Genomic DNA, 22,019 nt, shown 5'->3' on the forward strand with positions numbered 1-22,019 from the left:
GCGAGGTAGCACGGTGAAGATTTCGACTTTCAAACCGACAGGTTTCAAGATGCCGGATCGCGCGTCCTATCGGCAATTCCTCACGATGCCCAACATCGTGCTGGCGTGCTATGTGGCAGTCGCACTTGCCGCTCCGCTGATCGCCCACCAGAACCCTTACGATCCACTGCAGGTCTACGGCTGGGAAGCTTCCTTGCCTCCCGGCACCGAGGGCTCGGGCGGCTTCAACTATCTTCTTGGCACCGATGGTCTTGGCCGGGATATCGCCAGTTCCATCATGTACGGGCTCAGGATCAGCCTGCTGGTCTCGATCGTCAGCGCGCTTGCCGCCGCCGTCATCGGCCTGACCGCCGGCGTGAGCGCCGCCTATTTTGGCAGATGGGTCGACGCCCTGATCATGCGGGTGGTCGATCTGCAGCTCAGTTTGCCAACAATGCTTGTGGCGCTGATCGCAATCGTCACGCTCGGACCGGGCATCGATCGGATCATCCTCGCACTCATCATCGTTCAGTGGGCGACTTATGCCCGCGTGGCGCGCAGCGTCGCCCTCAGCGAAGCGGGCAAATCCTATATCGACGCTGTCCGGACCATGCCGTTGCCCAGGATCAGGATCATCTTCCGGCATCTGCTGCCGAACAGCATCGCGCCCGCGATGACGCTTTTGCCCATCGAGATCGGGCATGCGGTGGCGCTGGAGGCGACGCTCTCCTTTTTGGGACTTGGCGTCCCGCTCGACCAGCCGTCGCTTGGCTCCACCGTCGCCAACGGCTTCCAATACCTCATGACCGGACAGTACTGGATCAGCCTTTTTCCCGGCTTCGCGCTGTTCGGGCTCATAGCAACAATCAATTTCGTTGGCGAGGATATGCGCCGTATATGGGACCCGAGGAGCAGATCGATATGAGCGCTTCGACCACCACAACTCCGCTTCTCGAAGTGCGCGACCTTACTCTCCGGCACAACGGCAGGGGCGGCCAGACGACAATCGTGCAAAATGTAAGCTTCACCCTCGGCCGCGGCGAAGTGCTCGGCATCATCGGCGAATCCGGTGCGGGCAAGTCGACCATCGGCAATGCCGTCATCGGCCTCGTCGGAAAATCCTTCGAACAATCCTTCGGCACGATCCGGCTAGACGGTGTCGCGCTCGAAACCCTTAGCGACAGGGAGCGCCGGAAATTGAGGGGAAAGACGATCGCAAGCATCTTCCAGGATCATACTTCTTCGCTCGATCCATTGATGACAGTCGGAAACCAGCTCGGAGAAACGATATCGGCAATCCATCCCGGCCTGCCGCGATCCGAGATCCGTCGCCGCACCATCGAACTGCTTGGATGGGTCGGCATCGCGGATCCCGCCGGGCGCCACGACAGCTACCCTCATCAATTGTCGGGCGGGCAGCGGCAGCGTGTCGTCATTGCCATAGCGCTTGCGGGTTCGCCGTCGATCATCGTCGCTGACGAGCCGACCTCGGCGCTCGACGCAACGGTGCAGAAACAGATCCTCGACATATTGCGGAACCTGGTCGATACCATCGGTCTTTCGCTTATTCTCATCACCCATGACATGGGCGTTGTCGCCGCGATCGCGGACAAAGTTGTGGTGATGAAGGACGGCGAAATCGTGGAGCAGGATGCCACATCGACCGTTCTGGAAAACCCGAAGGAGCTCTATACGCAGCAGCTGCTTTCCGCAGTGCCCCGCCTGCATTTGTCGCCATCGGCGGCTCACAGCCAGCCCGAGGAACCTGCGCCAATCCTCGTCGTAGAAAACCTGTCTCGCAGCTTCGGCGGCGGCAACATTCGCGGCCTTCTCGGCAAGCCCTCAGCCAAGTTCGCGCTGAAGAATGTAAGCCTGCGTGTCCCGCGCGGGAGCGTGCTCGGTATCGTGGGCGAGAGCGGCAGCGGCAAGACGACGATCGGCAGGATACTGGCCGGGCTCGAAAAAGGCGACTCCGGCAAGGTCACACTCGATGGCAGGGCGCGCGACATCTCCCGAAGCGGAGACGAAGGATTGCTTGGCCATGTCCAGATGATCTTCCAGGACCCTGCCCTCTCGCTCAATCCGCGGATGACGGTCGCAGAGACACTTCGCGAATGCCTGCGATTTACTGCAAGGAAGGAAGGTCCCCGCAACCCCGACGAGATCACCAGGATGACCGACAGGATGGGGCTTGCGCGTACACTGCTGTCGCGTTACCCGCACCAGCTTTCCGGTGGCCAGAAGCAACGGGTGTGCATCGCCCGGGCGCTCCTGGCTCGACCCGCACTAATCGTCGCGGACGAGCCGACATCGGCCCTGGATGTCTCCGTCCAGGCAGAGATCGTTTCGCTTCTCAAGCAAACGGTTACGGAAAGCGGTCTTTCGATGGTCTTCATCTCGCACGACCTGGCGATCGTCCAGGGCATCTGCGACGCAGTCGGCATCATGAAGGACGGCCGGATGGAGGATTTCGGGCCGTCAGACTTTATCTTCGGGCGGTCTGAGAACGCCTATACGCGGCGCCTGATCGACGCCCGGCCGAAGATTTTTACGCATTGAAAGCCTGATCAGAGAGAGCAGAAGTGCCGGCGGCATGTCGCCGGCTCAGTGGAGACCCGCGCCCTCAAGACAGGTTTGCCAAACCGCATACATGCCAAGCGAAACGAGGATTTACGATGAAAAATGACTTTGTACTGGCCGTCGCTGGCCAATCGCTCATCAAGCGCGATACCAGACAGGCAAGCGCGCCGGCCTTCGAGGAGGTGAAGCGTCTGATTAAGACTGCCGATCTGGCTTTCACCAACTTTGAAAGCACCGTTATCGGAAGCCATGGCGGCTGGCCCCTCAAGGGATCCTTTTTTGGAAGCAGCAAGCCGGAAATGCTTGATGCACTGACCGACATCGGGTTCCGGGCACTGTCTCTTTCGAATAATCATGCTTTCGATCTTGGACCCTCCGGCGTGCTTTCGACTCTTGACGAAGCTACGCGGCGCGGCTTCCTGCATGCCGGTATCGGCAGGAATGTCACCGATGCGGCAAAACCCGGCATAGGTGAGATTGACGGTCGCAGCGTCGCTTTTGTTGCCATGGACGGCGGACCTGGGCCAGATTTCATGTACGCCGCTGACGCGGGAGATAGCCGGCCAGAGCGTCCCGGTGTCAACCGCATCAAAATATCCCAGATCCTCGATGTCGACACCGAGGCCTTTCAGCAACTGAGCATAATCAGGGACAGGATCGGATACACCGCTGTGGACCTTGCCAACGACACCCAGCCGAACGACACACCCACCGTCGATCCCCAAACCGAGATCGGTATCGCAGGCGCTATATTTCGTCGATCCGATCGCTTTGGAAAAACGGTCAGGATCGACGAAAGGGACTTCGCCCGAAATCTCGAAGCAATTTCCGCTGCGGCAAATGCCGGACGTCTGGTAGTCGCCTATCTCCACCACCACCACTGGGCATCGGACTGGCTGCAGGTTCCTGATTGGGTCGGAGCTTTCGCGCGGAAGTGCATCGACGCCGGCGCCTCGATGTTTGTTAGCCATGGTGCACCGGTGCTGCAGCCGATCGAGATCTATAGCGAGCGGCCAATCTTTTACAGCTTGGGTAATTTCATCTTCCATACGCGGTCGGAAGTCGCGACCTGGAGACGCAGGGAAGTCTGGGAGAGCGTTGTCGGCCTCTGCGCCTTCAGTTCCGACAATCGCCTGACCGGCATGAAGCTCTATCCCGTCCTGATCGGCGGCGAGGAAGCCCTGGAGGATCCGGTCGTGGAACGGCGCCTTGTGCCGCACCTTGCAGTCGGCGCCAGCGCCGATCGTATATTGCAAAGACTTGCAGCCCAATCGGAAAAACTTGGATCGAGAATAGAGATTACCGATGGCGTCGGCATCCTGAGAACAAGCTAGTTTATCCTCTCGGATATTTCGTTCGGACAACTGCCAGGGACGGGTTAATCATGGATCTTCGCGACGAACTGATTGAGCGGTTCTTCCGCTATCTCGCCATCGAAAGCCAAAGCGACGCGAAGTCCTCCACCCTGCCCTCGACGCCGGGGCAGGCCCGTCTCGCAGCGCTTCTGCACGATGAGTTGAAGGCTCTCGGCCTTGCGGACGTCACGATCGACGATCATGCCACCGTGGTGGCGGTGAAGCATGGCTCGGTTCCGGACGCGCCGCGCATCGGTTTCATCGCGCATCTTGATACCGTCGATGTCGGCCTGTCGCCAGTCATCCGGCCACAGATCCTTCGTTTCGAGGGAGCAGACCTCTGTCTCAACAGGGACAGGGATATCTGGCTTCGGGTAGACGAGCATGCGGAGATTCGCGGCTGGGAAGGTGAGGACATCATCTTCGGCGACGGAACAAGCGTGCTCGGAGCCGACAACAAGGCGGCGATCGCCGTCATCATGACCTTGCTCAACAGGCTTGAGGCGGCAGGTCCACACGGCGACATCTACATCGCCTTCGTTCCTGACGAGGAGATCGGGCTGCGTGGCGCAAAGGCGCTCGATCTTGCCCGTTTTCCCTGCGACTTCGCCTATACGATCGATTGTTGTGAACAAGGCGAAGTCGTGTTCGAAACCTTCAACGCAGCGCGGGGAGAGATCGTGTTCACCGGCGTCAGCGCCCATCCGATGTCGGCCAAGGGCTTCATGGTCAACCCGCTTTTGATGGCAATGGATTTCATCGCCCGTTTTGACCGCTCCGAAACACCCGAGCGAACGGCCGGGCGGGAAGGTTATATCTGGTTCAAAGACCTAATCGCCAATGATACGGAGGCGCGCCTCACAGCGATGATCCGCGATTTCGACAAAGCCGCCTTCGAGGGTCGAAAGCGGAAGATCGCGGAGTCCGTCCGAGCCATCGGAGCCCTTTATCCGGCAGGAAAGGTAACTTGTGCGGTCAAAGATCAATATCACAACATCAATGATTACCTTGGCGGCAACAGTCGCCCGGCAAACTTGCTTGTTTCGGCGCTGGAAAGTTTGAAAATCCAGCCGAAGCTGATTGCCATGCGCGGTGGAACCGACGGATCGGCGCTGTCAGGCCGAGGCCTGCCCACACCGAACTTCTTCACCGGCGCCTATAATTTCCATTCGCGTTTCGAATTCCTTCCGGTTCGGGCTTTCGAGGCATCGTTCAACGTCGCTTTGACTATCTGCCGGCTGGCCGCGAATGAACCTATTCCTCGATGATCAAGGACGGGAAAATGAGATAAGCTTGAATGGAGCCGATCCGCAGACCCACACAATGCGGTTTTCTTGGGTGGGTTCCAGTGGAGGCGTTATGCGATTTTCGAAGCACCGAGCGAGAACACCTGCAGGAAGTGACCACACGCAGCCGCTCATGGCCTCGCTATTTCATGGGCAATCCCGCCACCGTGAGATCAGCTAAGTATGTCTTGAGGAATGGTTCCGCGTACTGGGGTTTCTTGGTTGTCGGCCACAGTGCTTCCTTTTCGATGGTCCAGTTCGGGTTGTCTTTGCGAAAGGTCGCCATTATGGCACGTGCCTCCTCCAGCATTCCAAGGCGAACGTAGGCTACAGCCAAACTCGTTTTCCAAGGTTCTTTCATTTTCTTCAAAGCAGTCAGTGAATCCGATGGACGATCGGCGAAATAATAGGCAATTCCCAAGGCTCCGTAAGCAAAGTCCTGAGGAGTTGGGTCGCGTCGAATGGAGTCCTCCAGCCATTGTAGGGCCAGGTCGTATTTCCCAGCGTTGACCAAATATGATCCCAGGTCAGTGCGGGCGAAGGCATCATACGGAACGAGATCGCCAGCAGTCATAGCCTCTACAACGGAGCGTTCGAAATCACCTTCATGCAACTGATACAAAGGCACCATTACCCAGTGTGACAACAAAGTTTCTAGGCGAGATTTGTGTTCAGTGGCCTGAGCCTCCGTGCCAAGCTTCCATGCCTTTTCAGTCACGCCCCATGGATCGTCCGTACTCTCCCAATAAACGTCGCGAATGTAAGTGAATGCTATCTTGGTTCGTAACAGTGTCGAGTCCGGAAATTTGTTTAGTCCCTCCTGCCAGACTGCACGCGCCTTTTCGTTGCCTTCCTTAGTGATCTGAAAGAACAATTGATGGCCGCGAAGATAGTAGTCGTATTCTTCCAGACTTGGAGCGGACTTGGTCCACGCATCCGCCTCTTCCTGCTTACGGATTTTGCCACTCAACCCCGCCAACGTGTCGTATATCTTGTTGGCAACGTTGTTCTGCAACGCCGCAACGTCACCGCTTTCTTCGTCGTAACGGTTCGCCCAAACATGCTCGCCTGTGGATGCATTGATCAATTGAGCGGTGACCCGCACCTTGTCTCCCGCTCTTCTGACGCTTCCTTCAATCACGTAGTTGACTTTCAGGTCATCCCCGACCTGTTGCACTTTCACAGGCTTATCGTAAACGAAACTCGAGGTGCGCGAGACGACGCGCAAGCTTGGAAATGACGAAAGCATCGTGATGATGTCTTCTGCGATGCCAGCGCCGAAATAGTTCTGGGCCGGATCACCGCTCATATTGGCAAACGGCAAGACCGCGATGGACGGTTCGCTTGCGTGGGCTTTTGGAGGCTGCAGAGCGTACCACGCACCGCCTCCCGCAATCATCAGGGCAAAGAGACTGCCCATCGCGGCCGGCCAAAATTTTATCTTTTTGCCACTGCGTCTGAGCGGTAGAGGAATTCCATCGAACTTGACCCTGAAGGTTTGTATCGGCTCAGTAATGTTCTTGACCTTCTGCTCCCCCATTTCCTCGAAGCCGAAGGAAAGTGTCTTTTCGACCTCACGCGCCACCTTGGCCGACACGCAGATGCCGCCGGGATCGGCCAGCTGTTCGAGCCGCGCGGCTATGTTGACGCCGTCGCCGTAACAGTCATCTCCCTCAACAATCACTTCGCCGAGATTGATGCCGATGCGTACCTTAATGCGTCGATCTTCGGAAATGTTAACGTTGCGTTCCGCCAGGCCTCGCTGCAGGCTCACCGCGCATTCGACGGCATCAACGACGCTGCCGAACTCAGCCAGGAGACCATCTCCCATCAGCTTGAAGATGCGGCCATGATGGCGGGCGATTTCGGGCTCGAAAAGTTCCTTGCGTCCCGAGCGCAAACGCTCAAAGGTCCCCTGTTCGTCCTTCTCCATTCGTTGGCTGGCGCACTTGTGAAAACGCTGCCCTTAGTTCTCTGGTAAAAATCATCGGCTGTTCCCATGCAGCAAAGTGACCGCCCTTCTCCGCACGGTTATAATAGATGAGCTTGGGATATGCCTGCTCGGTCCAGCTACGCGGGGCTTCATACTGTTCGCCCGGAAATACTGTAACTGCTACCGGGATGGTAACGCCCTTCGCGTTGAAAAAACCGCCTTTGTATTCCCAGTAAAGGCGAGATGCCGAAACCCCGGTATTTGTCAGCCAATAAAGCGTGATGTTATCGAGAATCTCGTCGCGAGTGAGTTCGCCTGTGCTGCTCGTGATCCTGTTCAGCGCCGAGGCGACCGCAGCCGCCGGTTGACCGTCAGCGTCATTGTGATCGAGAAGCCAGGCCGCAAGGCCCACCGGCGAGTCCGCGATACCATATAAGGTTTGCGGTCGTGAGCCCATCAACCGCGCGTAATCAACCTGCTTGAAAGTTCTCACCAATTGCTCATATGCGCGCCGCTCGTCAGTTGTGAGACCCGATGGAGCAGGACCGCCGGCCAGCAGGGCCTTGTCGACATCTTTTGGAACGGTGGCGGGCATGTTTGTGTGAATTGCCAGTAGTCCCGCAGGTGCTTGCAAGCCCATTTGATCAACGACGAATGCACCCCAGTCCCCTCCTTGGGCAACGTAACGCGTGTAACCGAGGCGTTTCATCAATTCTGCCCAGGCACGGGCCATGCGCTCCGGCCCCCAGCCGGTGCTCGTAGGCTTTCCGGAGAAACCGTAACCGGGCATTGAAGGAATGACGACGTCAAAAGAGTCTTCTACCCCGCCGCCGTGTTGAGTGGGATCGGTCAGCGGTCCAATGAGCTTGATCTGCTCAAGCACCGAGCCTGGCCACCCGTGCGAGATGACCATCGGTAGGGCATTGGGGTTCTTCGAGCGCACGTGGATGAAATGAATGTCTAGCCCATCGATCTCTGTTATGAACTGTGGCAGTGCGTTCAATTTTGTTTCGCAATTGCGCCAATCGTAATCCGTAGCCCAGTATTGCGCGAGCTCCCGCATCGTCCCCAGTTGGACGCCCTGCGACTGATCTGCGACTGTCTCCTTGTCAGGCCACTGTGTCGTGGCAACGCGCCGGCGAAGTTCGCGGAGCTTCTCTTCCGGAACATTGACGCGGAACGGGCGGATTTTGTCTGTCGTGGCTGCATGGGTGGAATACGGGACGAAGCTAACAGCACCCGCAATTGCCATGCCAATCGCACCTGCTCCCAGGAGCCAACGGCGGTTCGGATCGATATTGTCGTCATCAAGTCGCGTACGCATTTTTTGCTCCCTGTTCGGTTGCGTCGACAACGACTGTCAACGGCTTGGCCATTTTGACCAATGTTTTGTAAAGGCTCGTGGAGTTGGGGCACTAGGATCGGCCTTTACACTGTACTGCGACCGTAGGCTGCGGTGCTTCTTCAGTCGACTTAAGCAATGTTAGCGAACCTGAAAAATGCTGAAATTCAGATGGTTGATCATGGATTTATGTAGAGCGCGGCTATCATTCAGCCCGGCCTGAGCGGATAGCGTTTCCGCTTGCCAACTTGGTCCCGGCGGGGCCGAGAGCAGCCGTGTTTGTCTAAAGACCTGTCGAACTATTTTTGCGCGCCCGTGTACGGGAGGTGATCGGCTGCATCGTTGACTTCGCTCGCCGCCCGATGGCCCGACCGCACAGCGCCTTCGATCCACGCGGCATACTCCGACGTGTGCTCGCCTGCGAAATGCACACGGCCTTCCGGCACAGCAATCCTGCCTTTCCATCTGGTCAGATCACCGGCCCGCGCAATACCATAGGCGCCTTTCGCCCAGGGATCGAGCTGCCAAGAGTAACTGACAGTTTCTTCGATATGCCGTTCAGCGCCGGGGAAGACCTCCTCGATGCGCTCTATCGCCCACCGCGTCTTTTCTGTCTCGCTCATGCTATCCATCTCCAGGGCACGGTCTCCCTGCTGATAGAACTGGAGCACGCCTTTCTCGCCGTTGCTCGGCCACTGCGGGCTCCAGACTTCGGCTCCGGTATCAAGTTGGGCAAATCCGCTGAAGTGTTCAGCCTCCCAAAATCGAAAGCTTGTGCGAAAGGCGACTTTTGAGGCGTTGATATAGCGCATTTCGGCGACGATCTGTTGTTTCTCCGGGCTCAGTGGCGGATCGAACGTCACGTTCGTGAGAACAGAATATGGAATGGTACATATCAACGCATCGGCCACCAACATGACCGTTTTATCTTCACTGCTAAAGGTGACCTCTACCCGATCGGGATACTGCCTCACCGCCCTGATCGGAGCGTCCAGCACAATCGTTGAGCGGAGACGCGCCGCGACTGCCCTTGGGAGGCTATCATTGCCACCGTCTATGATCGACAGGCTGTTGCGGTCGTAGTGCGCCAAAACCCGGGACAGCATAAGGGGCGAAATCGCCGTCGGGAACGCTCCGAGCGTCAGAAGCTTGATGGCCTCGCGTGATACGCCGAGCTCGCGGAGATGGTCTATAATGTTGAAGCGATCCAGGTCCGCCATGTCATGAGGAGGCCATGAGGGCGTGTCGATCACTTTGGCGGCAAGCAGCCGCTCCACATTGTCGAGGAGGTATGTCTTGACGAGGCCTTCATACCCAAGTGCACGCTCGTTGTCCGGCAACGAGACCGTTGTTGCAAGGTCGAGGTCTGGATCGATGGGCCAACGCTTTCCATTTATTAGCGCCGCAGGTCGCAGGCCACTAGGATATAGTGGATGAACGGTCAGGCCCATTTGCTCGATGTAGTTAAAGGCCCATCGGTGAGAACGGGGTATTCTACCTGCCCCCGCCTCGGCAATGGGCATGCCATCGCTTCCCCGCTGTGTATACACACGGCCGCCGACGCGATCGCGGGCTTCAATGATCGTGACGTCGTGGCCGGCGCGCTCGAGTTCAAGAGCAGCAATCAAACCACTCATGCCAGCGCCAGCAATGATGATCTTCTTAGGGTGATCGGTCCGAGGAAGCCTCGGCGGCAAAATAGACATGGGTCGTCCTCACTTACGATGGTTGAGCGCGCTTGGCTGGCTTGGAATCACTGCGGTGTCCTCGCCGATGTTGAGCCTATTGGCAGTCGCGGCCGCCGTGGGCCACGTTGATTTTTGTAGCGGATAGTTGCATAACGATGGTGCTAAAGACGCGCGTAAGGATGGCCTAAATTGGCAGAAATACGAATTTATTGGATCGAAAATGAGCAATAACACCAATTTTGCCTTGGATGCGATTGACCTCAAGATTCTGCTCGAGCTCCAGACTGACGCGCGTCTACCCAACATCACCCTTGCCGATCGCGTCGGACTTTCGCCGTCGCCGTGCTCCCGGCGCGTAAAGTTGCTGGAGGACGCAGGTGTTATTGAAGGCTATCGTGCTGTCCTAAGCCGCCAGGCGGTGGGGCTTGGGCTTACGGTCTTCGCTGGTGTGCGCGTCGAGCGTCATGCACAAGACCAGGCTGACGCGTTTGTGGAGGCGGTCCTCGCCATGCCCGAGGTCATAGCGTGTCATCTTGTTTCAGGCGATGTCGATTTTCTGGTCGAGGTCGTCGTTCCCGACATGGCCACATACGAAGCAACCGTACTGCGGCAGCTGCTTTCTCTGGCGACCGTTCGGGATATTCGATCAGGTTTCGCCATGCGTAGTTACTCCGCTGGTCGAGCATTGCCCTTAGATAGGGTACGGAACAGATGATTTATCTCGATCAAAGCGGAAAAGACCTGCAGCCTTATTTTCGTTGTCCGACATAGTCTCGAAAGTCTGGGGGTTGCAGATTGACATCATTAAGAGATTCAATCTTGCTCTCGACATAGGCGATCATTCGATCCAGATGGTCACGTTTGTCGACAAGTTTGGCGAGTTGCTCTGCAAGCAACTCCTTCGACCGCTCTGGAGTCAGAATGCCGGCTGCATCTTGCTCAAGCAAGGGCGCAATTTCTCGCAACGCATAGCCAAGAGATTGCAGGATCGAGATTTTCATAGCTCGATCGAGGTCTTTCTCGGAAAAAATCATATAGGGATGTCTGCCGCCCTTGCTTGTCGTTTCGGGTTTCAAGAGACCAAGCCTGACGTAAAAGCGCACGGTATCAGTGGTCATTTCGGTCGCTTTCGCGAAACTTGAGATCAGCATGAAAAACCCTCTTGACTATGGACTATACTCCATACTTATAAACCCTGCTTGTCAACATCAGGAGGTCAGAGATGACAAGCAAAACACAAATTCGAGCAGTTAAACTTGGGATGAACGGCCCCACCGTAGGGGCGCAGGGTCTCGGCGCCATGGCCATGGCCACCGATATTTACGGTGCAACAGATGAGTCCGAAAGCATGGCCACTCTCAACCACGCTCTTGATCGTGGTGTAACCCTTATCGATACTGCCGACATGTACGGCAATGGTGCGAACGAAACGTTTCTCGGTCCGTTCGTTCGCGCCAATCGGGACAGGGTAGTCCTGGCGACGAAGTTCGGTTTTTTTCCCCATGATGATCCCGCGAAGGGCTACTTCATCGACAACCGGCCTGAGTATATATTTCAGGCAGCCGAAGCTTCTCTTCGTCGCCTCGGCATCGAGACGATCGACATCTACTACATGCACCGCCGCAATCGTAAGGTCCCGCTCGAAGATTCCGTCGGCGCGATGGCCGACTTGGTCGCTTCCGGTAAAGTCCGATATATAGGGCTTTCGGAAGTTACGGGCGAAGAGCTTCGCCTCGCTAACAGCATCCATCCCATCGCGGCCCTCGAATCGGAATGGTCACTCTTTTCCCGTGACGTCGAGGAAAGCGTTGTCCCCGCCGCCGCAGAGCTGAACATCGCTTTCGTCCCCTATTCTCCTCTTGGCCGCGGCATGTTGACGGGCACCGTGAAGGCGACCGCTCTTGAAGCTGGTGACGTCCGGAATGTCTTCCCCCGCTTTGCCGGAGAGCATATTGATGCAAACGCGAGACTGGTGTCGGTCATATCGACCCTCGCGCAAGCACGTGGCGTGACGCCGGCTCAAATCGCCATGGCGTGGGTTCACGGTCGGGCAACCGTTCACGGCCTCACTGTCGTGCCAATTCCCGGGACGCGCAAACGTAGTCGTCTCGACGAAAACCTGGCGGCTATCGACGTTCATCTGACAGACGACGAACTGAAGGTGCTGGAGCCTCTAGGCGATGCCGTTCAGGGTATCAGACCGGTCTTCTCAGACGATATGTAGTCGATCGCTTGACCTGTTGCCGACAATGAAGCCGCAACACGAGCGCGCCGTCGAGTTCTTCGGTGTGCTCCTGAACGTTGTCCGGGTCGACAATGTCGACATCGTAATTTTCGCGCGCCCGACGCCTGACAACGGCAACCAGTTTGCCGGAAAGGAGCTGTGGCCAGAAGATGGCTTCCGCCCGACCGAGGGAAGCGTCATCAACCACCTCGCCTTCTCATATGTGGCTGCGGGCTCCGCCTTGACGCGAATAAAGAACGCCGGTGTTCCGATTGTTCAGGAACTGCAGATCGATCCGCGACACGGGCATACAAGCTTTTACGTCCGTGGGCCCGACGGCCTCCTTATCGAGATCGTCGAGGATCGGCCCATCCCGGCAGGAAACTGGTCTAAAAAGTAACAGTAAATTGCCACGACATGGCTCGAGAGGCTCGCCGCTGCGTTGAGCATTCTAAAGTCAATGGTGAACGCGTGACTTGGCTCCGGGAGTGTCTCAAAGGTGAGGCCTCAGAGGACGGTCCGAAGCCCCAGTTGTTAGTAATCGCATTGCCGCTGGTATTCGCTCCCTTCTCAGATCGTAACACATTGGGTGACCTGACGTCTGAAACGCGAAACGTCACGGTCGTGTGTTGGTTTGTTGCCCGGCAGGGTTCCCCATGGCGATATAATCCTCACTTTGGAATTCCCGGCGCATGCGTTTCGTTGCAAAGTCTATGAACGCTCGCAACTTTGGGAGCGACTGGCTGCGACTTGGGTAATAGAGCGACAGGCCGGGAATACCAGTCGCAAACTCGTCAAGGACGGTTTCAAGCGCTCCCGCAACGAGATGGTGCATCACGATCGATCGTGGTAGTCGAAACAACCCAACACCTCTTAAGGCGGCTCGCACGCATGTATCGACATCGTTAGCGACGAGAACTCCACGAATTTGAACGGCCACAGGAACATCGTCCTCTTGCATGTGCCATTGGCTATCCGCGTCACTGTCAAGTTTCAGCTCAATGCAACGGAAATCTTTCAATTGGTCGGGACGACTTGGCCTTCCATTTCGAGCAAATAAATCCGGGCTACCAATGATGATAAACGGCTCTGGAGGGGTCAGCCAGATGGAAATCATATCCAGCTGAACATAATTTCCGAGGCGTATGCCGGCATCGAACCCCTCTTCGACAATATCCGCCAAGCTATCGTCGCCGACCAGTTCCAGTTGCACTTTCGGGTACTCTTCCAGGAAATCCGGCAAGAGACGATTGACTAGAAGCGGCAGGCTCGGGCGCGGTGCGTTGATGCGGAGGCGACCTCCGATCTCGGCGCCAAGATCGGACGCGGCCGCCAAGCCTGTCGTTAACATCTCCATCGCCGGACGGGCATGCGACAGCAGCCGCATTCCGGCCTCCGTCAAGCCGACGCTCCTTGTGGTCCGCAGAAACAGGGGGGCACCAACCCGTTCTTCAAGTGTGCGGATCGACTGACTGATCGCCGAAGGTGTCAGCCCCAACCGCTTTGCAGCAGCCCGAAAACCATGCAACTCGGCTACTGCCAAAAAGACGGCCATCCCGTCAAACGTCGATCGATCCATTGTTCAGCCCTGCTACACACGCTGTGCATACTGAACCGGATTATGTAACAATGCTAGTCGGATTACCTTTTTGTTTGAACAAGAAGGAACGACACCATGACAAAATCTTCAATGAGAACCTATCGTCTAGAAGAGCTCGGGGGAGCTTCGGGCGTGACGCTGAAAGAGGAGGCAATCCCATCGCCGGCTCATGGGCAAGTCCTACTCCGCGTGAGAGCAAGCTCAATCAATTTCCGGGACATCATCATCGCCAACGGCTGGTATCCCCTTCCAATTCCGGTGGGACGCGTCCCCTTCTCCGACGGTGCCGGAGAGGTCATCGAAGTTGGACACGGGGTGAAACGCTTCGCTGTAGGCGATAGAGTCCTGGGGAACTTTTTCCCTAATCTTTTTGGCGGAAAATATACCGCAGACACCGAGCAATGGGTCGCGCACCACGATGGCTGGCTGACGGAATATAAAGTCGTAGATGCTGAAGCCGTTGTTGCCGTTCCGGAACATTTGTCCTTTGAAGAAGCTGCGTCGCTACCTTGCGCGGCCTTGACGGCATGGTCGGCGGTAAAGGGCGTCCGTGCCGGCGATACGGTCTTGACGCAAGGCACGGGTGGTGTCTCGCTGTTCGCTCTGCAACTGGCGAAGGCGTTCGGTGCGAAGGTTGTTGCAACCACATCGAGCCGAGAAAAGGCCGAAAGGCTCAAGAGTCTGGGTGCCGATCACGTCATCGATTACAAGGCCTCCCCGGAATGGGGTGCTGCCGTGAAAGAACTCTGCGGCGGCTCGGGCGTAGATCACGTCGTTGAGGTTGGCGGTCCTGAGACGCTCACAGAGTCGCTCAAAGCTGTTGCTCTCGGCGGTCACATCTCCATTGTAGGGGTCCTCGCCGGCGTCGCTGGCGGAATTGATTTCATGTCCCTTTTTCAAAGCCAGGCCACTCTGCGGCCAACGGTGGTCGGCAACCGGCTCGACCTCGAAGAAATGCTGAGGGTATTCGATCAACATTCCATCAAGCCTGTAATTGACAACGTCTACGAGTTTGAGGACCTGAAATCAGCCTGGGATCATTTTGCAGCCCGTAACGTCTTTGGCAAGGTCGTCATCCGACACTGACGTGAAGAGCGCGTCAGCAGCCACGCTGACGCGCTGTCAAAAAGGGAAAATCAAATGAGCGTCTATGTTATTTTTATCCGTGCAGAGACCCTTGATCAGGCGGAACTCGACATCTACAAGGCCAAGGCAGCTCCCACCCCTGCGGGAATTGTCGTTCAGTTCCTGGCTGCATTTGGCCGGCAAGAGGTCCTTGAAGGACCGATACCTGAAGGAGTGGCAATCGCGAAGTTTCCCAGCTTTGAAGCTCTACGGAGTTGGTACAACGGAACTGGTTATCAACAGGCAGCGCACCATCGCTATAGAGGCGCGCGGTACCGGGCTTTCGCTGTCGAAGGTCTGGAATAAAGATCTCGGGGTCGTTGTTTAGACCTCTAATCAACGATTGGATCGCGTCGCCGCCAGCTAACGATGTACAGGATGTGAGCAGGATAAAGATGATTTCCGTCTCGGCTGATTCCCTGAGGATAATTACCGCCGCTCCGCTCAAACCTCCGGACCGCAGATCCTTCAGTGCGGTATTGGCTTCGTACAATGAGTAGCGACTGGTAGTTGGCCGGACTCCGGCCTCGGCCGCAATTGGAAAGAATTCCCTGGTGTCCTCTCGTGTCAGGTTCGCGACTGGAACGAGCTCGCGTTCGCCCCAGATTGCCGCATATGGCATGCTCGGAATATCGCTCATATGAATACCACCGCAAACAACACGGCCACCCTTGCGGACGGTTCGTAATGCTCTTGGTACAAAATCGCCTGCCGGCGCGAAAATGATCGCGGCATCAAGTTCCTCGGGCGGTTTTTCGTCCGAGCTACCTGACCAAGCAGCACCCAGCTTTCTGGCAAAGCTTTGTGCTTGCAAGTCTCCTTTACGGGTAAACGCATAGACTTCCCGCCCTTGCCACTTGCATATTTGCGCGATGATGTGCGCTGCGGCACCGAAACCATAAAGTCCGATTTTCCTGGCTTCGCCAGCCTTCTTGAGAGAACGCAAACCGATCAACCCGGCACATAAAAGCGGTGCTAGAGAAACCGCATCCGCACCTGGATCAAGGTCAATGGAGAAACTATCGTCGGCAATTACGTGCGTAGCGAATCCGCCGTCACGAGTGTATCCAGTGAATATAGGGGCGTCGCAGAGGTTCTCGGCCCCTCTCCTGCAATAATCGCATCGCCCGCACGTGTGTCCCAGCCATGGTACGCCGACACGTTGCCCAAGACGTGTTGCAATAACGCCCTCTCCAACTTCAACGACCTTCCCGACTACTTCGTGTCCTCGAGATGAGCGGCAACCGTGCATTTTTGAGATCGCCGTCGACCACGTGAAGGTCTGTACGGCACACGGCGCAGGCCTCGACTTCGATCAGCAGCTCGCCGGGGCCCGGCTGCGGAATTTCGCGTTTTTCGAAAAGCAATGGTTCTCCAGTTTTATGGAGAACCATTGCTTGCATTTCCTTTCTCATGCCGTCTCCAACATGAGTGCAACGCGTGTTCAAATTCCGCTTCCCACGGCCCATCATACAACGACGATGCGGTCGTCCACAATTTTTACTCCGGGCGCTGACCAAGCTGCACGCACTACGGCCATGCGTTCCGACCACGCTTTCACGTTTCCTTCGAGTTTCACCTTCCCAAAGCCGTCGACATCCACAACGATGCTCTTCGCTTCGACTTCCGCTACTCTTTTCAGCGCGTCCTCGATCCGTTTCTTGACATCATAGGCGGTGACCCGTGGTTGAACTTCGATGTGGTTGAATACGTCGATTACACCACTCAGGCCACGAACGGCTTCGGCAGCGGCAATCTTTTGATAGTTCCACTCTACCTTGCCCGTGAGCGTCACAACGCCATTTTGCGCTTTGACCAAAACGGCTCCCTCGGGAATGACCGTGTTCCACCGGATCACGCTCAATGCCCGCTTGGCGATTTCATCGTCTGCGGTACGATGTTCGCCCCGAGGGCGAACCTCAATTTCCTGGGCGATTCCGCGCACGCCTTTTACCCTGCATACCACGTCGGCAATCTTGTTCTTCTCAGCATACGTCTTGACGTGACCCGAAAGTGTGACCACTCCATTTTCGGCCGTCACGCCGATGTGGGCACCATCTATGCTTGGTTCGAACTCAAGTTCATCAATGACGTTCTGTCTTAAAATAATATCGTTCACGGTAGGGATTCCTTCTATTCGAAGCAGGCGGAATCGCCGCTCCTTCCAACGATCGATTATGGTTTTATGGCGGTGTATCGGCATTGACTCGGATCAACTCAGCGCGCCATGAGGATGGGAAGCTTCGGAGCGTCGATCATCGATCATCGATTTGGTCACACCGCCGAACACGCGTTCACGCAGACGAGAGTGACCATATCCTCCCATCACAATTAGATCGGCAGAGACGTCCACGGCGTGCTGATTGAGGACAGTTGCAATCGGATCGCCGCCACTCGGCAGCCTATCCACAATCACCTTCACCCCATGGCGGGCCAAGTACGTGCCGACATCGGCTCCGGGCTCCGGTCCATTCATTGCCGAGCTCGTGTCTGGATCGACAAGTGTCACGTGAACATCTTCGGCCTTGATGAGCATGTCGATCGCCTCTCGGGCCGCGCGGGCAGCTTCCACACGCGAATCCCATGCCAGGAGCACATGTTTTGGAGTTAATGTCGGTGTCGTTCCGGAAGGCGCAATCAGGACGGGCCTGCCGGATTCGAACAAAGCACCCTCCACGACCTTGGAGTTTAGTACCTCGGATTTCAAAACTTCGGGGCCGACAACAATCAGATCCGAATAACGGGCATGGCGGCCGATCTCTTCGGCTGCCCCGACGAATTCAGCATATTCGCTTTGGACGCTGGCCGAAATTCCCGATTGCCCAAGCAGTTGCGCGATTTTGCTGGCACGTTTTTCCAATCCCTGAAGGTCGTGTTGCCGCTCCTTCAGCCAGGCATCCGATAGTGTGGCTGCGTAGTCACCGATGGGAGGTGGCGAAGCCAATGAGATGACAAGGACCGAAAGGTGGGCATTGTTCTCAGTACACAGATCAACCGCCGACTTGAGATCCTCATCTCCCACCTTCATGCCCACAACGCACATTATCGTTTTGATGGACATTGGATTTCCCTTGAATGCTGCTGCGCCCAAGTTTGGACGTTTGAAGTCACAGGATATGTAGTCCTGCGTACGAATGCCTTGATCCAAATCAACTCACACGAGCGTCGGCATGATAGGATTGCGCACAGATTCGGAACATTGAATGCGTTCGCGTGATGCGTGAGTGCGCGAGGGCAACTGCTGGAAAGCCGACACAATGTGTCATGATCAAAGCGAGACGATTGAGTTCCTAAAACGTCCCGAAAGCTACGGCCTGGATGGCACGGTCGAGCTGATTGAAACGCACATATCGCTGGTTTTCCTCATAGCAAACAGAGCATTCAAACTTAAGCGCGCTGTCAAATTTCCATATGCCGATTTCTCAACGCCAGCATTGCGGCTTGCCTGTTGCCTGAAGGAGGTCGAGCTCAACAGCAAGACGGCACCAGAACTCTATCTCGGCGTTCGTCGGGTTACGCGGGGTGCTAATGGAAAGCTGTGTTTTGATGACACAAATGAAACGATCGATGCTGTCGTTGAAATGCAGCGGTTCTCCCAAGAACATTTGTTCGACACAATGGCTGGAGCGGGCCAACTTACGCCGAGGCTGATGGACACCACCGCGCTGGAGATCGCGAAATTCCATCGGACAATTGCTGCTGTCCACGCCACTAGCGGTTCGTCCAATATCGAAGCGGTGCTTGACGTCAACGAGCGTGGTTTTGCAACAAGCCACGTGTTTTCCGAGTCCGAAGCTGAGGCGTTCAGCGATGCATTCCGGACAGCACTGGAAGCGCATCGCAGACAGCTGGACCGCCGCGAAATTGCGGGAATGATCAGGCGCTGCCACGGAGATCTTCATCTGCGAAACATCTATCTGTCCGAGGATGGACCCAGGCTTTTCGATTGCATCGAATTCAACGACCAGATTGCGACTGTCGATGTCCTCTATGATCTGGCATTTCTGTTGATGGACCTTTGGCATCGTGACCTGCGCGACCACGCAAATCTGATCATGAACCATTATCTCGACCTAGCGGATGACGACGAGGGAGTTGCAGTCCTTCCTTTCTTCATGGCGCTGCGTGCTGCGGTTCGCGCCCACGTCACCGCAACCCAGGTGGAATTGGGCGCGGAAAAGTCCACCAGGCTGCGACAGGAGGCTCGATCGTACTTCAATCTTGCGATTGCTCTGCTGGGTCCGCCCTTGCCGCTTTTGATCGCGATCGGCGGGTTAAGCGGATCCGGCAAGTCAACCACCGCAGAGGCACTGGCCCCATATATCGGATGCGCGCCGGGCGCGCGAATTTTTGAAAGCGACCGCATACGCAAGGCTATGTTCGGTGTCAGAGCAACCGAAAGACTTCCCACTGAGGCTTATTGACCGGAAATTTCAGAAGTCGTTTACAAGAGCCTGTACGATAAAGCAGGGAGCCGCACTGACCTGCCGGGGTTCTGTCATTGTCGACGCCGTTTTTGACAAGCCCTGCAATCGCATTTTGATCGAACGTGTTGGGAAGGCACTTGGAGCCCCGTTCGTGGGAATTTGGCTCAAGGCGGATCATTCAACATTAACCTCACGGATAGAAGCGCGGACGAACAGTGCGTCAGATGCAACCGTAGAGGTACTGGAGATGCAGGAGGCCAATGATGCCGGTACCGTCCGTTGGCGGCACATTGACGCCGACCAATCGGTTGATACCGTTGTCCAACTGGTCCTCGAGGAGATTGAGACGGCATGCAGTCATGTTACTTTGCCTGCACGAACATGCGTGGGGTGTTAGGCCATGTGCGCTATCAGGCGGCTGCTGCTAACACGGCATGGTGGGAGGCGGGTTGCCTCGAATGGTACCTGTGTCGTACTGATCTCGTTCCTGGTTTTCCTGGTGTCGAGCCTAACGCCGGCAAACGCGAACAACCAACGATCGGCAGTGGCTGGTGGCAGATCTTTGGTGGAGAGATACTGTTCCGGATGCCATGCAGTCGGGCGGAGCGGTAAAAGCAGGCGTCCCGACGCTCCTGCATTTCGCACCCTTTCAAAACGCTATCCGCTGATCAATCTTGAGGAATCATTGGCCGAAGGCATATCCACTGGCCATCCTGATATGCCGGAGTTTCAGGTTGGACCGAGAGAAATCTCAAGCATCATCAGATACCTCGATACGATCCAAGAAAAATGAACGAGAGGGAACCCAAAGGCGTCCATGATACCCGGGCTCGTCAATAATAGATCAATAGCGATGCCGCGCCGAGTCCAAGTGCCAGCACGGTGATCCCCATCAGCGGCAATGCATATTTCGGACCACCTGTAGCTGCCGCCAAGATCGCGCGCCCCGCCGTTGGTGGCCAGTGCAATCAAAATAGCATTGCCAATGACCCTTTGATTACTCGGATCTATATTTAGTCGCAGCGCGCTCAGGACCGCGATGTCCACATCGGCATTACCTGTCAAGCTTGAAACCATTGATCCCGTGTCAATGAGAGGCGCGAGTTTCGCGTCCGGATCAATGGATCCCAAAATCGCCGCCGCCGCCGAATTCGCCCAGACCACCGGAAAATCCGCATACATTGGTTCTCTTGGAGACGCTGCCGCCATCCTGCAAGGTATGGAAGGCACGCGCATCGGCGTTGGAGCAGACAGCACACCTTGAGATGAGCAGTCGGCCTCAACAGAATTTCCCTTGCACTGATTTGCCTGAGATTCTGTTTTGCTGTTTGGCTATGGAGCATAGACTAAAGAGAGCTCTCATCGCTTATCCAAAATGAGCTTGTTAGCTCTCGGCTTGCGATGGATCAAAGCACAGTCCAACGGCATGTCATAAGCTCACACCCATAAGTAACGACTGATACTGTGCAGGTGCATTGCGGCCTTCAGTCGCCCGAAAGAACAGGAGAAAGCAGATGCGCACATTGGGATTTTTACCGTTGTTGACTTACCCCGACGCGAGTTCGGAGAAGTTCGTCATGAACGCCATCGCCGTGGCAAAACACCTCGATCTGGATGTGCGCGCACAGTGTATTTACGTGGACATCCCTGACGTTTCCAACGCTTTCTCCGGAATTTTACTGGATGTTCCGCAGATGATCCGGGAAGCCGAAAACAAGAGCCGCGCGGCGGGGAAAACATTGTTGGACGCTTTGAGGACCGCGGCCGTCGAAGCAGGTGTAGCCGTAACGACAGATGAAACAAATGCGCCTCCTTCTGGCATCGGCGAAATTGCTGCCACACAAGCAAGATACGGCGATCTCTCGCTGATGGAATGGGATTCCGCTAACTCTTCAATTCGAGTAGTAGCCGAGGAGGTCCTCTTCAACTCCGGCCGTCCTGTCATTCTCCTTCCTTCTGCCATGACTGTTGGCGTTATCGACCATGTGATGATCGCATGGGACGGGAGCCGGGTTGCCGCGCGGGCCCTCGCCGACGCAACGCCATTCTTGCTGCGCGCGAAGCGAATCTCGGTTGCCACGGTGCTGGATGAAAAGCCCATCGACAAGAACAGCGGCGAACAACTAGCGCTTGCATTACAGCGGCGCGGTCTCGACGCTGAGGTTCTCACTCTCCGCGTGGGGGACCGCGCGATTGGAGAGGCCATTCAGGCACATGCGCTGGAATTTGGAGTGCAGCTTCTGGTCATGGGCGGATTTGGTCATTCGCGTATCAGAGATTTCGTCCTGGGTGGCGCGACGGCAGACGTTTTGAACGATGTTCGCCTGCCAATCCTGTTTTCGCACTGAAAGGCGGCAGCGAGATCAGGCGCACTGCGCCTAATAGCGGCTTACCCGCGCCGCAAGTAGCGATCGGCGTTGTGTTCATCACCGCGTGTGCTCGTCGATAATAATGTTGTATGCGGATGGTCGGCCGCAGTA

Annotated in this window: 20 protein-coding genes and 3 pseudogenes; 13 read left to right on the plus strand and 10 right to left on the minus strand. The window is 56.2% G+C overall.

The window, feature by feature from the left end; all coding sequences use genetic code 11:
* The first annotated feature begins 49 nt into the window (after positions 1–49).
* The 4 genes from CU100_RS17645 (at position 50) to pepT (ending at position 5,182) form a co-directional block, all read left to right on the plus strand.
* The gene (locus CU100_RS17645; protein WP_106718038.1) at positions 50–904 is read left to right on the plus strand and encodes an ABC transporter permease; all 855 of its coding nucleotides are present in this window, start codon (positions 50–52) and stop codon (positions 902–904) included.
* A complete protein-coding gene (locus CU100_RS17650) occupies positions 901–2,538 on the plus strand; it encodes a dipeptide ABC transporter ATP-binding protein (protein WP_106718039.1) in 1,638 nt (545 codons plus the stop codon). Before CU100_RS17645 ends, CU100_RS17650 begins: the two co-directional genes overlap by 4 nt.
* A gap of 116 nt (positions 2,539–2,654) precedes the next feature.
* Entirely contained in the window at positions 2,655–3,893 is a 1,239-nt protein-coding gene (locus CU100_RS17655) for a CapA family protein (RefSeq protein ID WP_106717862.1), read from the plus strand.
* Positions 3,894–3,943: 50 nt separating this feature from the next.
* Positions 3,944–5,182: a peptidase T gene (gene pepT / locus CU100_RS17660; RefSeq protein ID WP_106717863.1), complete on the plus strand. Its 1,239-nt coding sequence runs from the start codon at positions 3,944–3,946 to the stop codon at positions 5,180–5,182.
* Positions 5,183–5,342: 160 nt separating this feature from the next.
* Here pepT and CU100_RS17665 read toward each other — a convergent pair whose 3' ends face one another.
* The 3 genes from CU100_RS17665 to CU100_RS17675 all read right to left on the minus strand — a co-directional run bounded on the left by CU100_RS17665 (position 5,343) and on the right by CU100_RS17675 (position 10,181).
* Positions 5,343–7,133 carry an adenylate/guanylate cyclase domain-containing protein gene (locus tag CU100_RS17665; RefSeq protein WP_106717864.1) on the minus strand — a complete coding sequence of 597 codons (1,791 nt, stop codon included), beginning with the start codon at positions 7,131–7,133 and terminating at the stop codon, positions 5,343–5,345.
* On the minus strand, positions 7,105–8,457 hold the full coding sequence (locus CU100_RS17670; RefSeq protein ID WP_106717865.1) for an epoxide hydrolase family protein: 1,353 nt from the start codon (positions 8,455–8,457) through the stop codon (positions 7,105–7,107). The genes CU100_RS17665 and CU100_RS17670 overlap by 29 nt, the downstream gene beginning before the upstream one ends.
* Positions 8,458–8,774: 317 nt before the next feature.
* Positions 8,775–10,181: a flavin monoamine oxidase family protein gene (locus tag CU100_RS17675; protein WP_106717866.1), complete on the minus strand. Its 1,407-nt coding sequence runs from the start codon at positions 10,179–10,181 to the stop codon at positions 8,775–8,777.
* A 202-nt stretch (positions 10,182–10,383) separates the two neighbouring features.
* Between CU100_RS17675 and CU100_RS17680 the strand changes: the two genes are divergently transcribed.
* Positions 10,384–10,878 carry an Lrp/AsnC family transcriptional regulator gene (locus tag CU100_RS17680; RefSeq protein WP_106717867.1) on the plus strand — a complete coding sequence of 165 codons (495 nt, stop codon included), beginning with the start codon at positions 10,384–10,386 and terminating at the stop codon, positions 10,876–10,878.
* Positions 10,879–10,912: 34 nt separating this feature from the next.
* Here the strand turns inward: CU100_RS17680 and CU100_RS17685 are convergent, their stop codons facing one another.
* Positions 10,913–11,314: a MerR family transcriptional regulator gene (locus tag CU100_RS17685; protein WP_106717868.1), complete on the minus strand. Its 402-nt coding sequence runs from the start codon at positions 11,312–11,314 to the stop codon at positions 10,913–10,915.
* An 89-nt stretch (positions 11,315–11,403) separates the two neighbouring features.
* Between CU100_RS17685 and CU100_RS17690 the strand changes: the two genes are divergently transcribed.
* Together CU100_RS17690 and CU100_RS17695 are read left to right on the plus strand one after the other, a co-directional pair.
* On the plus strand, positions 11,404–12,387 hold the full coding sequence (locus CU100_RS17690; RefSeq protein ID WP_210204107.1) for an aldo/keto reductase: 984 nt from the start codon (positions 11,404–11,406) through the stop codon (positions 12,385–12,387).
* Between the two features lie 25 nt (positions 12,388–12,412).
* Positions 12,413–12,787, plus strand: coding sequence for a VOC family protein (locus tag CU100_RS17695; RefSeq protein ID WP_170113879.1), 375 nt, complete (start codon positions 12,413–12,415; stop codon positions 12,785–12,787).
* 216 nt (positions 12,788–13,003) lie between these two features.
* Here the strand turns inward: CU100_RS17695 and CU100_RS17700 are convergent, their stop codons facing one another.
* Together CU100_RS17700 and CU100_RS27735 are read right to left on the minus strand one after the other, a co-directional pair.
* Positions 13,004–13,774, minus strand: a complete 771-nt coding sequence (locus tag CU100_RS17700; protein WP_245419090.1) for a LysR substrate-binding domain-containing protein — start codon at positions 13,772–13,774, stop codon at positions 13,004–13,006.
* A 12-nt stretch (positions 13,775–13,786) separates the two neighbouring features.
* A pseudogene (locus CU100_RS27735) lies at positions 13,787–13,966 on the minus strand (helix-turn-helix domain-containing protein); the annotation flags it as partial.
* Between the two features lie 96 nt (positions 13,967–14,062).
* Here CU100_RS27735 and CU100_RS17705 point away from each other — a divergent pair.
* Both CU100_RS17705 and CU100_RS17710 read left to right on the plus strand, forming a co-directional pair.
* A complete protein-coding gene (locus CU100_RS17705) occupies positions 14,063–15,073 on the plus strand; it encodes a zinc-dependent alcohol dehydrogenase family protein (RefSeq protein ID WP_245419092.1) in 1,011 nt (336 codons plus the stop codon).
* Between the two features lie 54 nt (positions 15,074–15,127).
* Positions 15,128–15,418: a DUF1330 domain-containing protein gene (locus CU100_RS17710; RefSeq protein WP_106718041.1), complete on the plus strand. Its 291-nt coding sequence runs from the start codon at positions 15,128–15,130 to the stop codon at positions 15,416–15,418.
* 118 nt (positions 15,419–15,536) lie between these two features.
* On the opposite strand, the pseudogene CU100_RS17715 reads toward CU100_RS17710, so the two are convergent.
* The 3 genes and pseudogenes from CU100_RS17715 to CU100_RS17725 all read right to left on the minus strand — a co-directional run.
* Positions 15,537–16,515: pseudogene (locus CU100_RS17715) on the minus strand (zinc-dependent alcohol dehydrogenase family protein); the annotation flags it as partial.
* 65 nt (positions 16,516–16,580) lie between these two features.
* Complete coding sequence (locus tag CU100_RS17720; protein ID WP_106718042.1) at positions 16,581–17,231, minus strand: BON domain-containing protein; 651 nt, start codon at positions 17,229–17,231, stop codon at positions 16,581–16,583.
* 93 nt (positions 17,232–17,324) lie between these two features.
* Positions 17,325–18,173, minus strand: coding sequence for a universal stress protein (locus CU100_RS17725; RefSeq protein ID WP_106717872.1), 849 nt, complete (start codon positions 18,171–18,173; stop codon positions 17,325–17,327).
* 196 nt (positions 18,174–18,369) lie between these two features.
* On the opposite strand from CU100_RS17725, the pseudogene CU100_RS17730 reads away from it, so the two are divergent.
* Positions 18,370–19,936 (plus strand): annotated as a pseudogene (locus tag CU100_RS17730) (bifunctional aminoglycoside phosphotransferase/ATP-binding protein).
* A gap of 3 nt (positions 19,937–19,939) precedes the next feature.
* A complete protein-coding gene (locus CU100_RS17735) occupies positions 19,940–20,332 on the plus strand; it encodes a c-type cytochrome (protein ID WP_146141867.1) in 393 nt (130 codons plus the stop codon).
* Here the strand turns inward: CU100_RS17735 and CU100_RS26975 are convergent.
* A complete protein-coding gene (locus CU100_RS26975; RefSeq protein ID WP_170113839.1) occupies positions 20,269–20,721 on the minus strand; it encodes a hypothetical protein in 453 nt (150 codons plus the stop codon). The genes CU100_RS17735 and CU100_RS26975 overlap by 64 nt on opposite strands.
* On the opposite strand from CU100_RS26975, the gene CU100_RS26980 reads away from it, so the two are divergent.
* Both CU100_RS26980 and CU100_RS17745 read left to right on the plus strand, forming a co-directional pair.
* On the plus strand, positions 20,660–20,803 hold the full coding sequence (locus tag CU100_RS26980; protein WP_170113880.1) for a hypothetical protein: 144 nt from the start codon (positions 20,660–20,662) through the stop codon (positions 20,801–20,803). The two genes, CU100_RS26975 and CU100_RS26980, sit on opposite strands and share 62 nt — an antisense overlap.
* Positions 20,804–21,053: 250 nt before the next feature.
* Positions 21,054–21,887 carry a universal stress protein gene (locus CU100_RS17745; protein ID WP_106717874.1) on the plus strand — a complete coding sequence of 278 codons (834 nt, stop codon included), beginning with the start codon at positions 21,054–21,056 and terminating at the stop codon, positions 21,885–21,887.
* Positions 21,888–22,019: the final 132 nt, after the last annotated feature.

This window comes from Phyllobacterium endophyticum (assembly GCF_003010935.1).
Taxonomy (GTDB): domain Bacteria; phylum Pseudomonadota; class Alphaproteobacteria; order Rhizobiales; family Rhizobiaceae; genus Phyllobacterium; species Phyllobacterium endophyticum.

Excerpts from the sequence above, each read along its gene's own strand:
- CU100_RS17645 (WP_106718038.1), top strand. The coding sequence starts at position 50 with ATGCCGGATCGCGCGTCCTATCGGCAATTCCTCACGATGCCCAACATC.
- CU100_RS17650 (WP_106718039.1), top strand. The coding sequence starts at position 901 with ATGAGCGCTTCGACCACCACAACTCCGCTTCTCGAAGTGCGCGACCTT.
- CU100_RS17655 (WP_106717862.1), top strand. The coding sequence starts at position 2,655 with ATGAAAAATGACTTTGTACTGGCCGTCGCTGGCCAATCGCTCATCAAG.
- pepT (WP_106717863.1), top strand. The coding sequence starts at position 3,944 with ATGGATCTTCGCGACGAACTGATTGAGCGGTTCTTCCGCTATCTCGCC.
- CU100_RS17665 (WP_106717864.1), bottom strand. The coding sequence starts at position 7,133 with ATGGAGAAGGACGAACAGGGGACCTTTGAGCGTTTGCGCTCGGGACGC.
- CU100_RS17670 (WP_106717865.1), bottom strand. The coding sequence starts at position 8,457 with ATGCGTACGCGACTTGATGACGACAATATCGATCCGAACCGCCGTTGG.
- CU100_RS17675 (WP_106717866.1), bottom strand. The coding sequence starts at position 10,181 with ATGTCTATTTTGCCGCCGAGGCTTCCTCGGACCGATCACCCTAAGAAG.
- CU100_RS17680 (WP_106717867.1), top strand. The coding sequence starts at position 10,384 with ATGAGCAATAACACCAATTTTGCCTTGGATGCGATTGACCTCAAGATT.
- CU100_RS17685 (WP_106717868.1), bottom strand. The coding sequence starts at position 11,314 with ATGCTGATCTCAAGTTTCGCGAAAGCGACCGAAATGACCACTGATACC.
- CU100_RS17695 (WP_170113879.1), top strand. The coding sequence starts at position 12,413 with ATGAAGCCGCAACACGAGCGCGCCGTCGAGTTCTTCGGTGTGCTCCTG.
- CU100_RS17700 (WP_245419090.1), bottom strand. The coding sequence starts at position 13,774 with ATGCGGCTGCTGTCGCATGCCCGTCCGGCGATGGAGATGTTAACGACA.
- CU100_RS17705 (WP_245419092.1), top strand. The coding sequence starts at position 14,063 with ATGACAAAATCTTCAATGAGAACCTATCGTCTAGAAGAGCTCGGGGGA.
- CU100_RS17710 (WP_106718041.1), top strand. The coding sequence starts at position 15,128 with ATGAGCGTCTATGTTATTTTTATCCGTGCAGAGACCCTTGATCAGGCG.
- CU100_RS17725 (WP_106717872.1), bottom strand. The coding sequence starts at position 18,173 with ATGTCCATCAAAACGATAATGTGCGTTGTGGGCATGAAGGTGGGAGAT.
- CU100_RS17735 (WP_146141867.1), top strand. The coding sequence starts at position 19,940 with ATGTGCGCTATCAGGCGGCTGCTGCTAACACGGCATGGTGGGAGGCGG.
- CU100_RS26980 (WP_170113880.1), top strand. The coding sequence starts at position 20,660 with ATGGATCCCAAAATCGCCGCCGCCGCCGAATTCGCCCAGACCACCGGA.
- CU100_RS26975 (WP_170113839.1), bottom strand. The coding sequence starts at position 20,721 with ATGTATGCGGATTTTCCGGTGGTCTGGGCGAATTCGGCGGCGGCGGCG.
- CU100_RS17745 (WP_106717874.1), top strand. The coding sequence starts at position 21,054 with ATGCGCACATTGGGATTTTTACCGTTGTTGACTTACCCCGACGCGAGT.